Annotated in this window: 15 protein-coding genes and 1 tRNA gene; 10 read left to right on the top strand and 6 right to left on the bottom strand. The window is 58.5% G+C overall.

The window, feature by feature from the left end; all coding sequences use genetic code 11:
- Positions 1–37 precede the first annotated feature (37 nt).
- On the top strand, positions 38–388 hold the full coding sequence (gene ftsB / locus ACFOFO_RS21130; protein WP_390325264.1) for a cell division protein FtsB: 351 nt from the start codon (positions 38–40) through the stop codon (positions 386–388).
- Positions 389–503: 115 nt separating this feature from the next.
- Here ftsB and hslO read toward each other — a convergent pair whose 3' ends face one another.
- Positions 504–1,448, bottom strand: a complete 945-nt coding sequence (hslO, locus tag ACFOFO_RS21135; protein WP_390332749.1) for an Hsp33 family molecular chaperone HslO — start codon at positions 1,446–1,448, stop codon at positions 504–506.
- Positions 1,448–1,972 carry a gamma carbonic anhydrase family protein gene (locus ACFOFO_RS21140; RefSeq protein WP_390332750.1) on the bottom strand — a complete coding sequence of 175 codons (525 nt, stop codon included), beginning with the start codon at positions 1,970–1,972 and terminating at the stop codon, positions 1,448–1,450. The genes hslO and ACFOFO_RS21140 overlap by 1 nt, the downstream gene beginning before the upstream one ends.
- A gap of 209 nt (positions 1,973–2,181) precedes the next feature.
- On the opposite strand from ACFOFO_RS21140, the gene ACFOFO_RS21145 reads away from it, so the two are divergent.
- Positions 2,182–2,397 carry a glycine zipper 2TM domain-containing protein gene (locus tag ACFOFO_RS21145; protein WP_390325262.1) on the top strand — a complete coding sequence of 72 codons (216 nt, stop codon included), beginning with the start codon at positions 2,182–2,184 and terminating at the stop codon, positions 2,395–2,397.
- A gap of 660 nt (positions 2,398–3,057) precedes the next feature.
- Positions 3,058–3,474 carry a hypothetical protein gene (locus ACFOFO_RS21150; protein ID WP_390325260.1) on the top strand — a complete coding sequence of 139 codons (417 nt, stop codon included), beginning with the start codon at positions 3,058–3,060 and terminating at the stop codon, positions 3,472–3,474.
- Between the two features lie 612 nt (positions 3,475–4,086).
- On the opposite strand, the gene ACFOFO_RS21155 is transcribed toward ACFOFO_RS21150, so the two are convergent.
- Both ACFOFO_RS21155 and ACFOFO_RS21160 read right to left on the bottom strand, forming a co-directional pair.
- A tRNA-Asn gene (locus tag ACFOFO_RS21155) sits at positions 4,087–4,162 on the bottom strand.
- 100 nt (positions 4,163–4,262) lie between these two features.
- Positions 4,263–5,477, bottom strand: coding sequence for an amino acid aminotransferase (locus ACFOFO_RS21160; RefSeq protein WP_390325258.1), 1,215 nt, complete (start codon positions 5,475–5,477; stop codon positions 4,263–4,265).
- Between the two features lie 116 nt (positions 5,478–5,593).
- Between ACFOFO_RS21160 and uvrB the strand changes: the two genes are divergently transcribed.
- Both uvrB and ACFOFO_RS21170 read left to right on the top strand, forming a co-directional pair.
- Positions 5,594–7,687, top strand: coding sequence for an excinuclease ABC subunit UvrB (uvrB, locus tag ACFOFO_RS21165; RefSeq protein ID WP_390332753.1), 2,094 nt, complete (start codon positions 5,594–5,596; stop codon positions 7,685–7,687).
- A gap of 3 nt (positions 7,688–7,690) precedes the next feature.
- Positions 7,691–8,482 carry a uracil-DNA glycosylase family protein gene (locus tag ACFOFO_RS21170; protein WP_390325256.1) on the top strand — a complete coding sequence of 264 codons (792 nt, stop codon included), beginning with the start codon at positions 7,691–7,693 and terminating at the stop codon, positions 8,480–8,482.
- 227 nt (positions 8,483–8,709) lie between these two features.
- On the opposite strand, the gene ACFOFO_RS21175 is transcribed toward ACFOFO_RS21170, so the two are convergent.
- Positions 8,710–10,455: an acyl-CoA synthetase gene (locus ACFOFO_RS21175; RefSeq protein WP_390325255.1), complete on the bottom strand. Its 1,746-nt coding sequence runs from the start codon at positions 10,453–10,455 to the stop codon at positions 8,710–8,712.
- A gap of 150 nt (positions 10,456–10,605) precedes the next feature.
- Here ACFOFO_RS21175 and ACFOFO_RS21180 point away from each other — a divergent pair, with 150 nt between their 5' ends.
- Positions 10,606–11,481, top strand: a complete 876-nt coding sequence (locus tag ACFOFO_RS21180) for an alpha/beta fold hydrolase (protein ID WP_390325253.1) — start codon at positions 10,606–10,608, stop codon at positions 11,479–11,481.
- A 17-nt stretch (positions 11,482–11,498) separates the two neighbouring features.
- On the opposite strand, the gene ACFOFO_RS21185 is transcribed toward ACFOFO_RS21180, so the two are convergent.
- A complete protein-coding gene (locus ACFOFO_RS21185; RefSeq protein ID WP_390325252.1) occupies positions 11,499–13,268 on the bottom strand; it encodes a tetratricopeptide repeat-containing diguanylate cyclase in 1,770 nt (589 codons plus the stop codon).
- 288 nt (positions 13,269–13,556) lie between these two features.
- Here ACFOFO_RS21185 and ACFOFO_RS21190 point away from each other — a divergent pair, with 288 nt between their 5' ends.
- The 4 genes from ACFOFO_RS21190 to ACFOFO_RS21205 all read left to right on the top strand — a co-directional run bounded on the left by ACFOFO_RS21190 (position 13,557) and on the right by ACFOFO_RS21205 (position 16,972).
- Positions 13,557–14,390 carry a 3',5'-nucleoside bisphosphate phosphatase gene (locus tag ACFOFO_RS21190; protein WP_390325250.1) on the top strand — a complete coding sequence of 278 codons (834 nt, stop codon included), beginning with the start codon at positions 13,557–13,559 and terminating at the stop codon, positions 14,388–14,390.
- Between the two features lie 86 nt (positions 14,391–14,476).
- Positions 14,477–15,352, top strand: a complete 876-nt coding sequence (gene htpX / locus ACFOFO_RS21195; RefSeq protein WP_390325248.1) for a protease HtpX — start codon at positions 14,477–14,479, stop codon at positions 15,350–15,352.
- A gap of 78 nt (positions 15,353–15,430) precedes the next feature.
- Positions 15,431–16,054, top strand: coding sequence for an L-threonylcarbamoyladenylate synthase (locus tag ACFOFO_RS21200; RefSeq protein WP_390325247.1), 624 nt, complete (start codon positions 15,431–15,433; stop codon positions 16,052–16,054).
- 258 nt (positions 16,055–16,312) lie between these two features.
- Positions 16,313–16,972 carry a site-2 protease family protein gene (locus tag ACFOFO_RS21205; RefSeq protein WP_390325245.1) on the top strand — a complete coding sequence of 220 codons (660 nt, stop codon included), beginning with the start codon at positions 16,313–16,315 and terminating at the stop codon, positions 16,970–16,972.
- The last annotated feature ends 1 nt before the right edge of the window (position 16,973 follow it).

Here is a 16,973-nt window from a genome sequence, read left to right on the forward strand (position 1 = left end):
ACTTGGTCCGATGCCGGGTGCGCTCCGGAATCCTGCAATGCGTCTGATTACTCTTGCGCTGACAGCCCTGTTGATCCTGATCCAGTATCCGCTATGGCTGGGCAAGGGTGGCTGGCTGCGCGCGTGGGATCTGGATCAGCACGTCGTTGCAGCACAAAAAAAGAATGACGAGTTGAAGGCGCGTAATGCGAAGCTCGAATCCGAAGTGCAGGACCTGAAAGACGGCACCGGCGCAATCGAAGAGCGCGCCCGTTATGAGCTGGGCATGATCAAGGACGGTGAAATCTTCATCCAGGTAGTCGATCCGCACAATAAAGTCGCGCCGGAGTCAGCGTTATCATCTGCGACCGTACGGACCGGCACGATCGACAACACGGCAGGCCGTTAGCCGCCGCGGGCGTTGCGATGAGCCCGAACGTCAGGATGACGTTGCGGCGGTCAGCTACCGCAACGGGCCGAATTTGGCACAATCCCCAAACAGAATTGCGCCTCAGTGCTTGAGCTCAGTGCTTGAGTTCACCAGCCGGTTTGATGCTTTCGACCGGCAGATCGGTGGCAAATAGCTGCGCACAATCGACTCTGTCAAATTCGTAATGCAATCCGCAGAAATCGCAATTGATACCTAGCTTGCCCAAATCAGCCAGGGCCGCATCGATCTCTTCCTGCCCAAGGATTTTGAGCATATTGCCCACTTTTTCGCGGGTGCAACTGCAGTGAAAACCCGGATGCTTCGGTTCGAAAACCCGGATAGTTTCTTCCCAGAACAGGCGATGCATCAAGGTGCCGATGTCAGTCGTCAGCAATTCCTCACGCTTCAAGGTCGACGCCAGCATCAGCGCGCGATTCCAAGTTTCCAGTTCGTCATGCTCCTGGTCCTCGTGCGTGTGCGAACCAGCTGTGCCGCCATGTCTAGGTAGTTTCTGCAGCAACAAACCGCGCGTTACATTGCCATCGGCGGCTAGCCATAGCCTCGTGTCGAGCTGCTCCGAGCGCAACATGTAGTTTTCGATCACAGTGGCGACGTCATCGCCATCCAGCGGGACGATGCCTTGATAGACCTGCTGTCCTGGCAATTTGTCCTTCGGATCGAGCGTAATAACAAAGCGGCCACTGCCATGCGCATGCACTAGTTGCGTCAGCGTTGCATCGTCCGCGATGACGGCATCGGGTGCCAGTTTTGCGGTAGCGCGCAGTTGCAATTCGGAATCACATTCGACCACCAGCAACCGTATCGGGCCGTCGCCGTGGATTTGCATCACGATCACGCCATTGAACTTCAGATTAGCCGATAGCAAGGCGGCAGCGGCCAGCATTTCACCCAACAGGGTGCGGACTGCTTTCGGATAATCGTGTCGCTCCTGCACTTGTTGCCAGGCATCGGACAGCTCCACCAATTCGCCGCGCACTGCGGCGTTTTCAAACATGAACTTCTGCAACGTATCCGTCATTATCCGATTCGCTTCAAATTCGTTCTAAAAAATTGACCGCGCTCCACGTAGTTCGCAGCATTGCCCTGCAAATTGGCAATTTCTTCTTCGCTTAGGGTCCGCACCACCTTTGCAGGGGTGCCGATGATCAATGAATTGTCCGGGAAATTCTTGCCTTCAGTGACCAGCGCACCGGCACCGACCAGGCAATTTTTACCAATCACCGCGCCATTCAGAATCACCGCCTGGATACCGATCAGCGCACCATCGCCGATAGTGCAGCCATGCAGCATGGCCTGATGGCCGACTGACACATTGTCGCCGATCGTGAGCGGGTAACCCATATCGGTATGCAAAATGCAGTTTTCCTGCACATTGCTGTTGGCACCGATGACGATCGCCTCGTTGTCGCCGCGTATCGTTACGCCGAACCACACAGATGCTCCCGTCCCGATGCTGACCTTGCCGATGATGCTGGCGGAGTCCGTGATATAGGCGGACGGGTCGATCGCCGGTGCAGCGTCGCCCAACTGGTAAATGGCCATGAATTTCCTCAAAGTGTGGCGCGCAACTTTAGATGAAAGGCGCAATCCAACATTTTACAGCTGTCGCCGTGACTGCTGTCAGGGACAGGGGAGATACTATCGGTGCAGCAGACGGTTGTGCTGGCTGTGCGTTGTATTCGCGCTTGTTTTAGAGTAGTCGAGCGCGGGCCAAACGCGATGCTCTTTTCAATCATAAGGAGGGATTTCAAATGAAAACCTACTATAAATTGCCAGTAATTTTTCTTGCGTCAATAATGTTGATTGGCATGACCGGATGCAGCGGCATGTCGCGACAGGGCCAGAATACCGCCGTCGGTGCTGGTGTAGGCGCGATTGGCGGGAATGTGCTCACCGGCGGTAGCACCGCCGGAACACTTGGCGGCGCCGCAATCGGCGGCGTGGTTGGGCACGAGATCGGTAAATGAAGTTGCACGGAGGGCGTGCCAATCGTTCCTGCCGATAGCGGCGGGAGGGCTCTTTGATCTCCAATTTGCACCGCGCGTAGTGTGCGTGGCGGATTCGTTTGGCGATAGGCTTTTCATGGCGGATAGAAAAATTTCCGAGGCATGAAAATCAGTGCAGAAAAAAATCAATGTAATCGACCATTTCGTACGTTTAAAAAGAACGTCAGCGGTACCCTTGCCTAGCCGACTCATTTCGCCGAAGCACGCATCACCTTGTCGGCTAGTGGCGCAGTCCAGGCTCTGACACTGGAGCAGTGGCGAGCGTTGCGCGATGCGTGCCTCGAATTTCAGACTTCAGTTGGGCCCAGAGGGCACGCTGCGGCTCAGCAAAGCTGCAATTTCTGACGGTATGCGTGAGTCGCATGAGTGCCGGTCGCAGGAGGTGGGCATTAATGCGATAGGAAATACCCGCTCCGCGCACTCCAGCGTATTCGATTGATCATGATGTCAGTACGCCTATTCGCGCCAACATGCATCAACCTCAAATGTGCCTAATCCCGCTCCGGTAATCGGCTTGAAAGAAGCGGGGCCAACTGCTACTTTGAAATTGTCCTCGCCAGCAGATCTGGCGTCGACCGCAGCGTGGACTTCGAGGTAGCACGCTTCCTTCTGGAGGGCATCATGAACAAATTAATTACAAGTGCCCTGGCCGCGGCAGCACTGGCCAGCCTTTCAAGCGCCTATGCAGCGCCGGCCGTTGGAAGCGACGACTCTGCGGCTGCGCAGCGCATACAAGTCACGGGACCATCTACCTACAAACTGGCGCCGCATGAATTTGATGATTTCGCCTATGCGTATGGCCTTGAAACGGGGCAAACCCTCAAGTTAAGGCAACAAGTAAATCGCTATTTCACCCAGTTGAAAGGCCAACCGGAGGTAGAGATTTTTGGCCAGTCACCCGGCACCTTTGTCTCCAGGGCGGGCACCACGCTCACATTCCGTGACGATGGATACACGGTTGTCGTGACTTACGCGGATCGGCTGCAAACTGCATCTACCGGTACCCACTTGCCTAGCAGGTTCGTTGCATCCAGATAGGTTTGGCGTGGTGGTATTTGGGCGAGGCGATCAGGCAGGCACCACCTCGCTTGGCCAAGCGAGGCGATCAGGCAGGCACCGCCTCGCTTGGCCAAGTCAGCGGTACGCGATCGGCTCGCACGAAGTACGGCAAAGCGCTTACATAAGCTAGCCTGTCGCGCAGCGCCATTTTCTGCGTACAGGTAAGAAACACCCCTCAGTGGTAAGCATTACCTATCGATTACTCATTAGTTGAGACCAACGCAACATCTAGCGCGTCAATCCGTATTTCCCTGATCTTAAATCAAAGCGTCCGTCGCAACTGGGTGGGGTGGAGAGCCATCGAAAATCCGAGTAGCATGCCTGGCGATAACGCCAAGATGCCAGACGCGACCCCGAGTAGCGGCGCGATGGATAACAATGCGCCCGCAACACAACCCATTACCGGTGGCGCGCAACAGTAACATCCGGTGTAACTCTGAGAGTTGTAAGGTTTTCCGATCGGAATATGCATCGCTCGTTAAACCGCAACCGCAGTTCAATGACGGTGTGGACGGCTTGTTGGCGGCGCGCAAGCGTTCGCACAGTTCGCACAAACAAAAAAGGCCTGCATTTCTGCAGGCCTTTCGAATTTGGCTCCCCGACCTGGACTCGAACCAGGGACCTGCGGATTAACAGTCCGTCGCTCTACCAACTGAGCTATCAGGGAAAAGAAGCGAAATTATAAGCCGTGTTGCCGTACCTGTCAAAGGTTTGATGATTTAATTCAACACCGGATCAGGGCGTGCGTGATCCGGGTGTATGCAAACTTAAATCACTTGCGCCACTGCGGCAACGACCTTGTCGATGTTGCGCGAGTTGAGGGCGGCGACGCAGATGCGACCGGTGTCGACCGCATAGATTGAGAATTCGTCGCGCAGACGCTCGACCTGGGCTTTGGTGAGTCCGGAATAGGAGAACATGCCGACTTGCTGTTTGACGAATGAAAAATCTTGGGCGGGGGCGTTTGCCTTCAGTTTTTCCACCATCAGTTGACGCATTTCACGAATGCGTACGCGCATCGCAGCCAGTTCGTCTTCCCACAGCTTGCGCAGTTCCGGTGTGGCGAGTACGGTTGCCACGATTTGGCCGCCATGGTCCGGCGGGTTGGAATAATTGGTGCGGATCACGCGTTTCAGTTGCGACAATACGCGGGCGGCTTCTTCCGTGGAGGCGGCGACGATGCTCAGTGCGCCAACGCGCTCGCCATACAGCGAGAACGATTTCGAAAATGAATTCGACACGAACAGCGGGCCGCCGGCATCGGCAAAGTGGCGTACCACGCGGCCGTCTTCTTCGATGCCGTCAGCAAAGCCTTGATAGGCCATGTCGAGGAAGGGGATCAGGCCGCGCTGTGTCACGACTTCAATCACTTGCTTCCACTGTGCGTCGTTCAGGTCGGCACCGGTCGGGTTGTGGCAGCAGGCGTGCAGCACCACGATCGCGCCCGTCGGCATGGCATTGAGCGCCTGCAACATGCCGGCAAAGTTGACGCCGTGGGTAGCCGCGTCGAAATAAGGGTAGCTGTTGACCACAAAGCCGGCCGATTCGAACAACGCACGGTGATTTTCCCAGCTTGGGTCGCTGATCCAGATTTGCGAGTCCGGTGAGAAACGCTTCAGGAAATCTGCGCCGAGCTTGAGCGCGCCGGTGCCGCCGATGGCCTGCGCCGTGACCGCACGTTTTTCTTGAACGATCGCGCTGTCGGCTCCGAATACCAATGCTTGCACTGCCTTGTCGTAGGCGGCCAGGCCGTCAATCGGCAGATAGGTACGCGGTGCCGCCTTTTCCATCAGTTGTGCTTCTGCCTTGCGCACGCATTCCAGCAGCGGCACTTTGCCGTTGTCGTCATAGTAGACGCCCACGCCGAGGTTGATTTTGTTCGGATTTTGGTCCGCATTGAAGGCGTCGGTGATACCCAGGATAGGGTCGCGGGGCGCCATTTCGATGGCGGTAAACAAGCTGGCAGGAAGAGTTGCGTTCATCGTGATAACATCAAAAGTTGGCTGCAAAAAGAACGTTGCAGCTGGGTTGGAAGCAACGCCCGGACCGTGTCCGGCGCTGATTTGTAGCCTGTTATTTTAGCAAAGGTCTGATCCAAATGGCTGATTTATCAGAGATATCCAGCAAATTCGACGAATCCAAAATCGTCACTTTCCCCGATTCCCCCTACAAACTGTTCCAGCCGTTTCTACCGGCCGGTGATCAGCCTGAGGCAATCGGCAAACTGGTCGAGGGCATCGAGGATGGCCTGTCGTTTCAGACGCTGCTCGGTGTTACCGGTTCCGGCAAGACTTATACGATGGCCAATGTGATCGCTCGCATGGGGCGGCCGGCGATCGTGTTCGCGCCGAACAAGACGTTGGCGGCGCAGTTGTACAGCGAATTCCGCGATTTTTTTCCGCACAACGCGGTGGAATATTTCGTCAGCTACTACGATTATTACCAGCCGGAAGCCTACGTGCCGCAGCGCGACCTGTTCATCGAAAAGGACTCGTCGATCAACGAGCACATCGAGCAGATGCGGCTGTCTTGCACCAAGTCGCTGATGGAGCGGCGCGATGTGGTGATTGTGGCAACGGTGTCGGCGATCTACGGTATCGGTAATCCGAATGAATACCATCAGATGATCCTGACGCTGCGGGTCACGGACAAGGTCAGTCAGCGCGACGTCATTGCCCGTTTGATCCAGATGCAATACACCCGCAATGAAGTCGATTTCGGCCGCGCCACCTTTCGCGTGCGTGGCGACACCATCGACGTGTTTCCGGCGGAACATGCGGAACTGGCGATCCGGATCGAGATGTTCGATGACGAGATCGATAGCCTGCAGCTGTTTGACCCGCTGACTGGGCGCGTGCGCCAGAAGATTCCGCGGTTTACCGTGTACCCGGGTTCGCACTATGTGACGCCGCGCGAAACGGTTCTGCGCGCGATCGACACCATCAAGCAGGAATTGCGCGAGCGGCTGGATTTCTTCCGCAAGGAAAACAAGCTGATCGAGGAGCAGCGCATCGAGCAGCGCACCCGCTTCGATCTGGAAATGATGCAGGAGATCGGATTTACCAAGGGCATCGAAAACTACTCGCGCCATCTGAGCGGCGCCAAGCCAGGTGATCCGCCGCCGACGCTGGTCGACTACCTGCCGCCGGATGCGCTGATGTTCCTCGACGAATCGCACGTCCTGATCGGACAGTTGAATGCGATGTACAACGGCGACCGTTCGCGCAAGACCAATCTGGTCGATTATGGCTTCCGGCTGCCGTCGGCACTCGACAACCGGCCGCTGCGCTTTGATGAATTCGAGTCCAAGATGCGTCAGACCGTGTTTGTGTCGGCGACGCCGGCCGACTACGAGAAGCAGCATGCGGACCAGGTGGTGGAGCAGGTGGTGCGGCCAACCGGGCTGGTCGATCCGCGCATTCTGGTACGTCCGGCCAGCACCCAGGTCGACGATCTGATGTCGGAAGTCAGGGACCGCGTTGAAAAAAACGAGCGCGTGCTGGTGACCACCCTGACCAAGCGGATGTCCGAGCAGTTGACCGACTACCTGAGCGACCACGGTATCAAGGTACGGTATCTGCACAGCGACATCGATACCGTCGAGCGGGTCGAAATCCTGCGCGATCTGCGGCTCGGCACCTTCGATGTGCTGGTCGGCATCAACCTGCTGCGCGAGGGCCTCGACCTGCCGGAAGTGTCGCTGGTCGCGATCCTGGATGCGGACAAGGAAGGTTTCCTGCGGTCGGAACGCAGCCTGATCCAGACCATCGGCCGCGCCGCCCGTAATCTGAACGGGATGGCGATTTTGTACGGTGACAAGATCACCGATTCGATGCGACGGGCGATCGACGAGACCGAGCGGCGCCGTGCCAAGCAGGTCGCCTTCAATACGGCCAACAACATCACGCCGATCGGCGTCAAGAAGGGCATCAAGGACCTGATCGACGGTGTCTACAGCCCGGATGAGGCGCGCGAAGAGCTGCAGGCGGCGCAGGAACACGCGCGCTACGAGGCGATGAGCGAGAAGCAGGTCAGCAAGGAAATCAAGCGGCTGGAAAAACTGATGCACGACCATGCGAAGAATCTGGAGTTCGAGAAGGCGGCGCAGGTGCGCGATCAGCTCGGCATCCTGAAGGACCAGATTTTCGGCGCACATGGTGGAGAGAACATCACGTCGATCCTGGGGCAGTAATCGATGCCGCCGCAGATTCCGGCAGCGATTGCCGATGCGCTGACCTTGGCCGACCCATCGTGGCGGCCGGTGCTGTTGCAGGGCCTGCATGCGGTCGCGCAGGCCGATCCGGCGTATCTGCCGGCATTGGCTGCGGAGGAATATTTGCCGACCGATGGCCGCTTGTTTGCCGCGTTCGCGCAACCGATCGATGCGGTGAACTATGTGCTGGTCGGCGAAGGTCCATATCCGCGTGCACAGAGCGCCACCGGGGTCTGTTTCATGGATGGCGCGGTCGGGCTGTTGTGGTCCGAGGCGGGTTTGTCGAAACAGGTCAATCGCGCCACGTCGCTGCGTAATTTCATGAAGATGTTGCTGGTGGCCGATGGCCAACTGGCGCTCGACCATACCAGCGGCGACGCGCTGGCACTGGTTGCACTGAAGGCGCGCGCGATCGGTTCGCCTGCCATCCAGACCTTGGCCGACCTGCAGGCCAACCTGACGCGGCACGGCTTCCTGCTGTTGAATGCGGCGCTGGCGTTCCGGCCGCACGTGGCGCCGGTCAAGGAGGCGCGCGCCTGGCAGCCGTTCCTGCAGACGGTGCTGGCGGCATTGGTCGAGTCTGCCGGACGGCATGACAAGCCGGCGCCGACCCTGGTGTTGTGGGGAAAAATCGCCGAGCAACTGCAGAGCTTGCCGGCGACCGCGCAGTTTCCGCAGGCGCGTGGCGAGCATCCGTATAACCTGTCGTTCATTGCCAATCCGGCGATGCGGGCGTTGTTCGGACCGATGCGCTTGCTGCAAAAGGCCGCCTGACGACGCCGCGATGATCGGTGCCGGCGCCTGATTCGGCGCAATAACGGTAAATTTTAAGAATAAATACTGGGGTGTGTATATTTTCAATGCGCAATGAATACATGCGCATCAATAGTGGTTTTGATTGATACTCCCCCAATAATCATCCTTTGAGGCAGTACGGCGGTGGGCGCGACCGGTCGCAGCTTAGCGGTCGCGCGGTCGTGTTACTGGGCCTGAAGCCGCGCTCATGATTCGGACTGTGCGCGTTCCTGCTCGAGCAGGCGCAACACGCGTCGCTGCAGTTTGCCGGTGGTGGTCATCGGCAGCGCGTCGATGAATTCGATTTCTTTCGGATATTCGTATGGCGCCAGTTTGCCGCGCACATGCGCCTGCAGTTCCTTGATCAATTGCGCGTCACCCTGTACGCCAGCGGTCAGCACGACGAAGGCCTTGACCAGATTGCCACGCTCGCGGTCCGGTTTCGGGACCACCGCGGCGTTCGCGACGGCCGGGTGTTTGACCAGGCAGTTTTCGATTTCCGAAGGCCCGATGCGGTAGCCGGCCGCCTTGAACATGTCGTCGGCGCGCCCCTGGTACCACAGGTAGCCGTCGTCATCCATCGACGCCAGGTCACCGGTGCGGCACCAGTCGCCCGTGTATTTGGCGCTGGTCGCTTGTGGATTTTTCCAGTAACCGAGAAAGAAGATCGGGTCGGGGTCGCCCTGGATGTCAAGTCGGTTCAGCGCCACTTCGCCTGTGACGCCAGGCGCAACGATCGCGCCGTCATCGTCGATCACCGCGACCCGATGGCCGGGGTAGGGGCGTCCCATGCTTCCGGGTTTGGCCGGCCATTGCCCGGCGCTGTTGCCGACGATGTAGTTCATTTCGGTCTGGCCGAACATCTCGTTGACAGTCACGCCCAGCGCGCTCTGGCACCAGTTGAAGACCGCATCGCCGACCGCCTCGCCGGCACTCATGATGGCGCGCAGCTTGAGGTCGTATTGATCGCGTGGCGCGGCGACCGTCTTCATCATGATCTTGAGCGCAGTGGGGAACAGGAAGGTGTTGGTGACGGCGTATTTCTCCAGCAGCTGGAACGCGGTCTCGGCCGAAAAACGGCCGCGATAGCCGACGATGGGTTTGCCGAAATATAACGCCGGCAGCAGTGCGTCCATCAGGCCGCCGGTCCAGGCCCAGTCGGCCGGTGACCAGAACACATCGTGTTCTTGCGGAAACCAGTTCTGCGATGCGACGAAGCCTGTCAGGTTGCCGATCAGGGCCGCCTGCGGCAGCAACGCACCTTTCGGTGCACCCGTGGTGCCGCTGGTGTAGATCAGGATGGCGGGATCGCTGGCGGCGGTGTCGACCGCGGCAAAGCTGCTCGACGCTTGCGCCATGGCGCTGTGCCAATGCAGCAGCGGCGGGGTATCGATGTTGTCGCTGGTGTCGCTGTCGTTGCTGGTGTTGGCTCCACCGCCGGTGTCGGCGGGTGCGGTGTGGGCGAACGCATCGTCGACCAGCACGATCTGCTGCAAGGCAGGACACTGGGCGCGAATCGCATCGATGCTCGGCTGGCAGGATTGCTCGACGATCGCGATCACGGACTCACTGTTTTGCAGCCGGTATTCCAGCGCATCGGGGCCGAACAGGATCGATAATGGCATCGCAATCGCACCGATCTGAAAGCAGGCCATCAACGCGATCGCCACTTCCGGGCGCTGCGGCAGGATCAGCGCGACGCGGTCGCCGCACTGTACGCCGAGTCGGCGCAATACATTCGACAGCCGATTGGCCTCGGCTTGCAGCTCTGCATAGCTGAGGGTGGCAGTCTGGCCGGATTCGCTTTCGTAATGGATTGCGATGTCCGACGCCCGCGATGGATCGTTGGCCCAGCGCGTACAGCAGGCCTGCGCGATGTTGAAGCTGTCGGGCACGTGCCAGCGAAACTCCCGATACAGACTGGCATATTGGTCAAGGACTGTCGGTTGCATGCGGTCTCCAGTATAATTAGAACGGTCGTTCTTTTTATGTCGTTATTTTATTTCTCGTTGCCACGGCCACTCGCCCGGCGCAACGATCCCCAACGATTGCGTCTACCTTGTGCAAGGTGGGCGCGGCGATGGACATTTACCAGGCTAACAATGAAACCTTCTCGTTCGGAATTTATCACGGTTCGCGAGCTCAAGTACCACATCCGGCACTGGGGCAACGAAGACGCGCCCAAGCTGTTCGTACTGCACGGCTGGATGGATGTGTCGGCCTCGTTCCAGTTCATGGTCGACTGCCTGCAACAAGACTGGCATGTGATCGCGCCGGACTGGCGCGGCTTCGGCCTGACCGCATCGACTATCGCCGACAGCTACTGGTTTCCGGATTACGTGGCGGACCTGGACGCGATCCTGCAGCATTACTCGCCGCATCAGCCGATCAATCTGCTGGGTCATAGCATGGGTGCGAACGTGGTGTTGCACTATGCGGGAATCCGGCCGCAACGGATCCGCAAGCTGATCAATCTGGAAGGATTCGGCCTGCCTGTGACGAAACCGGCTCAGGCGCCGGAGCGTTATGCGCAATGGCTGGACGAATTGCGCAATCCGCCGAGCCTGCGTACCTACGCGAGCCAGGCTGAGGTGGCCAAGCGTCTGCAGAAGACCAACCCGCGCCTGTCCGATGAGCGGGCTCACTTTCTGGCGCAACATTGGGCCGCACCCAATGCTGATGGCGCATGGGAAATCCTGGGCGATCCGGCGCACAAGAACGTCAGTCCCTTGCTGTATCGGGTGGACGAAGTGCTGGCCTGCTGGCAGGCGATCAGCGCGCCGGTGCTATGGGTCGAGGCCGCCGATACCGATGTCTGGAAATGGATGGGTGCCAAGGATTCCGCGCGGATCGAGATCGATCGCCGTATCGCAGTGATCGCCGACGTCAGGCAAGCGATGGTGGCCGATGCCGGTCACATGCTGCATCACGATCAACCGCAAGTGCTGGCGCAGATGATCGAGCGCTTTCTGGAGTAAGCCGGCGCGCCGGCGCCTCAGGAGGCGAGGATGATGCGGTTGCGGCCGGCCGCCTTGGCCCGATACAGCGCCTTGTCGGCCATTTGCAGCAGTGCCTCCGAATAGGTCCCATCGCGCGGGAATTGCGCGATGCCGGCCGAGAAGGTCAGGTTGGAAATCGATTTGTCACCGACCTGCACACCAGTCTGACGAAACAGATCCAGCAGCAACTGTGTCTTGGCGTACGCATGTTCGGCCGTGGTGGACGGGAACACCAGGCAGATCTCCTCGCCGCCGTAACGGACCGCCAGATCGCTGTCGCGGATACGCTGATGGATCAGTCGGGACAATTCGACCAGCACCTGGTCACCGACACCGTGTCCGTGCATGTCGTTGATCTGCTTGAAATGGTCCATGTCGAGCAGCACGAGACTGACCGCAAAATCGCTGCGCCGCGCCAGATTCAGCAAGGTCCCCAGCTGCTCACCCAGGATACGGCGGTTGTACAGGCCGGTCAGCGGGTCGCGCATGGCCTGCTCGCGCAATGCGGTTTGCAGGCTTTCGATTTCCGTGACCTTGTGGCGCAGCTCGTTATTCAGGGTTTCCAGATTGATTTGCTGCTGTAGTGCATAGTCGCGTTCGAATTGAACTTGCGTCAACTCGTGCTGGATCTGCAGTGTGAAGAACTGTGCTTTGGCGCTAGCGCCGAGCGACTTTTCATATTGCTGGTGGTAACGCTTCAGGTAATTGAAGGCCGTCTGGTACTGCGCGCTGCTGGCATAGGCATCGGCTAGCGCCTTGTAGACGTGTAGCACGTAGAAGATATTCTGTTCCGCACCGAAGCTTGCTTCTGCCTCCAGCAACCAGCCGATACCGACGTCGAACTGGCCCTTGCCGCAGGCGATCGCCCCTAGCTGCCACAGGCAATGGCTGTTGACTTCAGCGTAGTCGTCCTGGCGCGCCTGATCCAGCGCCGCATGGGCCTGCGACTCGGCTTCATCCCAACGACTCAAACTGGCATAGGTCTGCGCCTTGACCGCCATCAGAAAGGCGCGGTCGCCTTCGCGATAGAACGGCCCGCTTTCGATTGCATTGCTCTCCAGCAGGCGCAAGGCGGCGTCGGCGTTGCCCATCTCCAAATGCACATTGGCGAGGTTGCCTAGGATCATGTGAATGAAGAACACCGGCGTGGTACGGCTGATGACGAAGGCTTGTTCCAGCAATGCCTTTGCCTCGGTGAAATTGCCCAGCTCCATTTGCGCCGAACCGATGTCTGACAACATCTGGCAGGTCAGTGGCAGCGACCGTTCGCGCTGCACCAGCGCCAGCGCCTTGTAGTAATAGCGCAGCCCGGCTTGCACATCGCCGCAATTGAAATGCAGGTAGCCGAGCCGATATAGCGCGTAATACGCGTCCAGCGGTTCGCTGGCCTCGGGTGGATCGTTGATCACGCTTTCGAGCACGCTTCGCGCCGCATCAAACTCGTGACGGCGCATCAGGATGCCGCCCAGACCCGATCGAGCCAGCAACAGGCCGCGCCGATCCCCTAATGCCCGAAAGCGTGCCTCGGTATCGATCAGGGTTTGTTCCGACTGCTCTTTCGTGGAGAAATAGTATTCGTGGTATGCCTTGTTCAGCAAGGCATAAGCCAGGCCGCTGGGGTCGCTGGCCAACTGCGCCCGGGCAATGCAGCGGGTCGCGAGCGCGATCGATTGGGCCGGATCGGTGTGCTGGGAATCCCACGCGATCCGATTCAGCTCGCGGATTTCGCGCAATTCATCGAGGCGTTGCGGAGTGGGGGCTGGCATTATTGTTTGGGGTAGACAGGCGTGGCGACAGACAACATTTCTGTAGTGTAACGCAGCAAAATCAGGCTGTCTGTGCACTTCAGTGTCGAACTTCAATTCTGCGGGAAAAATGGAAGCAGCGATATCATATCGACAAGAAATTGCTATTTTGGATGTCGCTGCGATAACATTGCCGTAAAATCAACTAGCGTGTGGGTGCGGCAAGATGCAATGTGCGGCGCAACATGGGCCGATCAGGGAGGGTACAATCGATCTTGTCCGTATTACCTCTGTGTCCAGATTTTTTCCATGCGCAATATCGATCTTCACTGTCATTCCACTATCTCCGACGGCGTGCTGGCGCCTGCCGCGCTGGCCGCTCGCGCCAAGGCTAACGGCGTCGATGTCTGGGCCCTGACTGATCACGATGAGGTCGACGGTGTTGCCGAGGCGCGTGCCGCGGCCGCCGCGCTGAATCTGGAATTTGTGTCGGGGGTGGAAATCTCGGTCACCTGGGCCGCCGAAACGGTGCACATTGTCGGATTGCGGATCGACGATACCGATCCCGTGTTGCGCCAGGGTTTGGTCGACACGCGATCCGGACGTCAGCGGCGCGCGCTGGAAATGGCGCGACAACTGGACGCGGTTGGCATCCCGGGCGCCTATGAAGGCGCGTTGAAATTCGTCAGCAATCCGGATCTGATTTCGCGCACGCACTTTGCCCGTTACATCGTGGAGAGCGGCGTCTGCACCGATATTTCTGACGTGTTTCGCCGTTACCTGATCGACGGCAAGCCCGGTTTCGTGCCGCATCGCTGGGCCACGCTGGCCGACGCGATCGGCTGGATACGCGGCGCCGGTGGCATCGCGGTCATGGCCCATCCCGGCCGTTACCGCTTCAGCGAACTGGCCTTCGATGCCTTGTTCAACGAATTCAAGCAGTTGGGCGGCACCGCAATCGAAGTGATGACCGGCAGCCATACTGTCGATCAATACGCTTATTACGCCAAAGTGGCACAGAACTACGGTTTTCTGGCATCGCGCGGCTCCGATTTCCACGGCCCGCAAGAATCGCGCGTTGACCTTGGTGCGCTGCCACCATTGCCGGACAGTGTGCGGCCGGTCTGGCACGACTGGTTTTGAGCAAACCGGTGCGCTGCCGGCGTTCCCTTGAATTTCCTGTGAAACAACCTTATCTTAGTGGCGCTGCCAACTTCAGGGGTCTCTGAATGAAACGTATTTTCCTGTTCCTCGCCACCAACCTGGCCGTGATGCTGGTGATGTCGCTGGTGCTGTCGGCGTTGGGCGTGAATCGCTTCCTGAGCGCCAATGGCCTGAATCTGGGTACCTTGATGGTGTTTTCGCTGGTGGTCGGATTTACCGGCGCGATCTTCTCGCTCTTGATCAGCAAACCGATGGCGAAGTGGTCGACCGGGGCGCGCGTAATTGAGGCACCGTCCACCAGCACCGAACTGTGGTTGGTCGATACGGTCAAGACGCTGGCGCAGAGCGCCGGCATCGCCATGCCGGAGGTCGCCATTTTTGAAGGCGCACCGAATGCATTCGCCACCGGCGCATTCAAGAATTCGGCGCTGGTCGCGGTCTCGACCGGCCTGCTGGAAAGCATGAACAAACAGGAAATCGAGGCCGTGCTGGGCCACGAAATCGCGCACGTGTCGAATGGCGACATGGTGACGATGACGCTGATCCAGGGCGTGGTCAATACCTTCGTGGTGTTCCTGGCGCGGGTAGTCGGATATATCGTGGACAAAGCGGTATTTCGCAATAATAACGACAACCGCGGCCCCGGCATGGGATACATGATCACGGTGTTCGTCTGCGAACTCGTGTTTGGCGTCGTCGCCTCGCTGATCGTCGCCTGGTTCTCGCGCCAGCGCGAGTTCCGCGCCGATGCCGGTTCCGCCAAGCTGCTGGGCAATAGCCAACCAATGATCGCCGCGCTGGCACGATTGGGTGGGCTGGAGCCGGGCGAATTACCGAAGGCGATGGCTGCCTCCGGCATCAGCGACAGGCCCGGCATTTCAGAATTGTTTTCGAGCCATCCGCCGATTGAAGAGCGGATCGCCGCATTGCGCGGAAAATAAGCCGGTCCAGCGCATCGCGGCGGCAGTCGTTCGGCTGCCGCCGTTTTCATTTAGCATCACGATTCGAGCGTTGAGGCCATGAGTCAATTTTTTCAGATACATCCCGAGAACCCGCAGGCGCGGCTCATCAAGCAGGCCGCGCAAATCATTCATGCCGGCGGCATTGTCGCGTTGCCCACCGATTCCTGTTACGCGCTGGTATGCCATCTGGACGACAAGGGCGCGGTGGAGCGGTTGCGGCGGATTCGCGGCGTCGACGAGAAGCACCACTTGACGCTGCTGTGCCGCGATCTGAGCGAGATCGCGCAGTATGCCAAGGTCGATAACCGTCAATATCGCTTGCTGAAGGCGACCACGCCGGGCCCGTTTACCGTGATTCTGGAGGCCACCAAGGAGCTGCCGCGCCGCCTGAGCCATCCGTCACGCAAGACCATCGGTCTGCGGGTGCCGGAAAACCGGATCGTACAAGCACTATTGGAGGAACTGGCACAGCCCTTGCTGGGTACGACACTGATCCTGCCTGATCACGAGGAACCGCTGACCGATTCGGACGAGATCCGCGATCGGCTGGCGCGCCAGATCGAACTGGTGATCGAGGGCGAAGCCTGCAGTCTGGTACCAACGACCGTCATCGATTTGACCGATGAGCAGCCGGTACTGGTGCGGCAAGGGCGGGGTGATGCGGCGCTGTTTGGCCTGTAACCCCAACCATCGTCCGATCGCTGGTTTGTCGATTGGCGGGAGAAATGATACTGATTATGGAGTATGTGGCGGATTACATTGAAATTAGTGCGGAATGGTGTCGGTATTGATGGAGTATGTGAAATATTCATAGAGAACCGCCCCAACGAAACACCCAGTTATTGCCAGTCATCTGGTCAACCTGTCAACCTATAGCATTTGGTTGCGTCGCTTACCGCAAATGCAGGCACGCCGCGTCCCTCTGATAAAATCCAGCCAATGAATAATGATCTGATTCAAACCTTTGCCGTCTACGCGCTGCCGATTCTGTTCGCGATCACGCTGCATGAAGCCGCGCACGCCTACGCCGCCAAGCATTTCGGCGACACCACCGCCTACTCGATGGGGCGCATGAGCCTGAATCCACTCAAGCACATCGACCCGATCGGCACGATCCTGATTCCAATCGTGCTGTATTTTGCCGGTAGTCCTTTCTTGTTCGGCTATGCCAAGCCGGTGCCGATCGATTTTGGCAAATTGCGTCAACCCAAGCGCGACATGGCCTGGGTCGCTTTGGCCGGGCCGGCGGCCAATCTGTTGATGGCGCTGATCTGGTTGCTGTTTGGCTTGACGCTGGGTGCCACCCATGTGCAGGAAGCGTTTTTCATGCGCATGGCGCAGGCCGGCGTGTTGACCAATCTGGTGATTTTCGCCTTCAATCTGGTGCCGATTCCACCGCTCGATGGTGGCCGCATTCTGACCAGCCTGCTGCCGCACCGGTATGCGTATAAATTCGCGCAACTCGAACCTTATGGTTTCTTCATCGTGCTGGCGCTCGCTTATCTGCGTGTCCTCAATTTCTGGATGGGGCCGGTAATTTCGGTCGCCAGCAGCGCCCTGCAATTGCTCGTTTCCCCACTGACTTTCTTACTGAACTGAC

Origin of the sequence: Pseudundibacterium arcticum (assembly GCF_042646465.1) — a bacterium.
In the GTDB taxonomy this organism is placed as follows: domain Bacteria; phylum Pseudomonadota; class Gammaproteobacteria; order Burkholderiales; family Burkholderiaceae_D; genus Undibacterium_A; species Undibacterium_A arcticum.

Bases quoted from the DNA above. Each gene is read 5' to 3' on its own strand.
- ftsB (WP_390325264.1), top strand. From the start codon at position 38: ATGCGTCTGATTACTCTTGCGCTGACAGCCCTGTTGATCCTGATCCAG.
- hslO (WP_390332749.1), bottom strand. From the start codon at position 1,448: ATGACGGATACGTTGCAGAAGTTCATGTTTGAAAACGCCGCAGTGCGC.
- ACFOFO_RS21140 (WP_390332750.1), bottom strand. From the start codon at position 1,972: ATGGCCATTTACCAGTTGGGCGACGCTGCACCGGCGATCGACCCGTCC.
- ACFOFO_RS21145 (WP_390325262.1), top strand. From the start codon at position 2,182: ATGAAAACCTACTATAAATTGCCAGTAATTTTTCTTGCGTCAATAATG.
- ACFOFO_RS21150 (WP_390325260.1), top strand. From the start codon at position 3,058: ATGAACAAATTAATTACAAGTGCCCTGGCCGCGGCAGCACTGGCCAGC.
- ACFOFO_RS21160 (WP_390325258.1), bottom strand. From the start codon at position 5,477: ATGAACGCAACTCTTCCTGCCAGCTTGTTTACCGCCATCGAAATGGCG.
- uvrB (WP_390332753.1), top strand. From the start codon at position 5,594: ATGGCTGATTTATCAGAGATATCCAGCAAATTCGACGAATCCAAAATC.
- ACFOFO_RS21170 (WP_390325256.1), top strand. From the start codon at position 7,691: ATGCCGCCGCAGATTCCGGCAGCGATTGCCGATGCGCTGACCTTGGCC.
- ACFOFO_RS21175 (WP_390325255.1), bottom strand. From the start codon at position 10,455: ATGCAACCGACAGTCCTTGACCAATATGCCAGTCTGTATCGGGAGTTT.
- ACFOFO_RS21180 (WP_390325253.1), top strand. From the start codon at position 10,606: ATGAAACCTTCTCGTTCGGAATTTATCACGGTTCGCGAGCTCAAGTAC.
- ACFOFO_RS21185 (WP_390325252.1), bottom strand. From the start codon at position 13,268: ATGCCAGCCCCCACTCCGCAACGCCTCGATGAATTGCGCGAAATCCGC.
- ACFOFO_RS21190 (WP_390325250.1), top strand. From the start codon at position 13,557: ATGCGCAATATCGATCTTCACTGTCATTCCACTATCTCCGACGGCGTG.
- htpX (WP_390325248.1), top strand. From the start codon at position 14,477: ATGAAACGTATTTTCCTGTTCCTCGCCACCAACCTGGCCGTGATGCTG.
- ACFOFO_RS21200 (WP_390325247.1), top strand. From the start codon at position 15,431: ATGAGTCAATTTTTTCAGATACATCCCGAGAACCCGCAGGCGCGGCTC.
- ACFOFO_RS21205 (WP_390325245.1), top strand. From the start codon at position 16,313: ATGAATAATGATCTGATTCAAACCTTTGCCGTCTACGCGCTGCCGATT.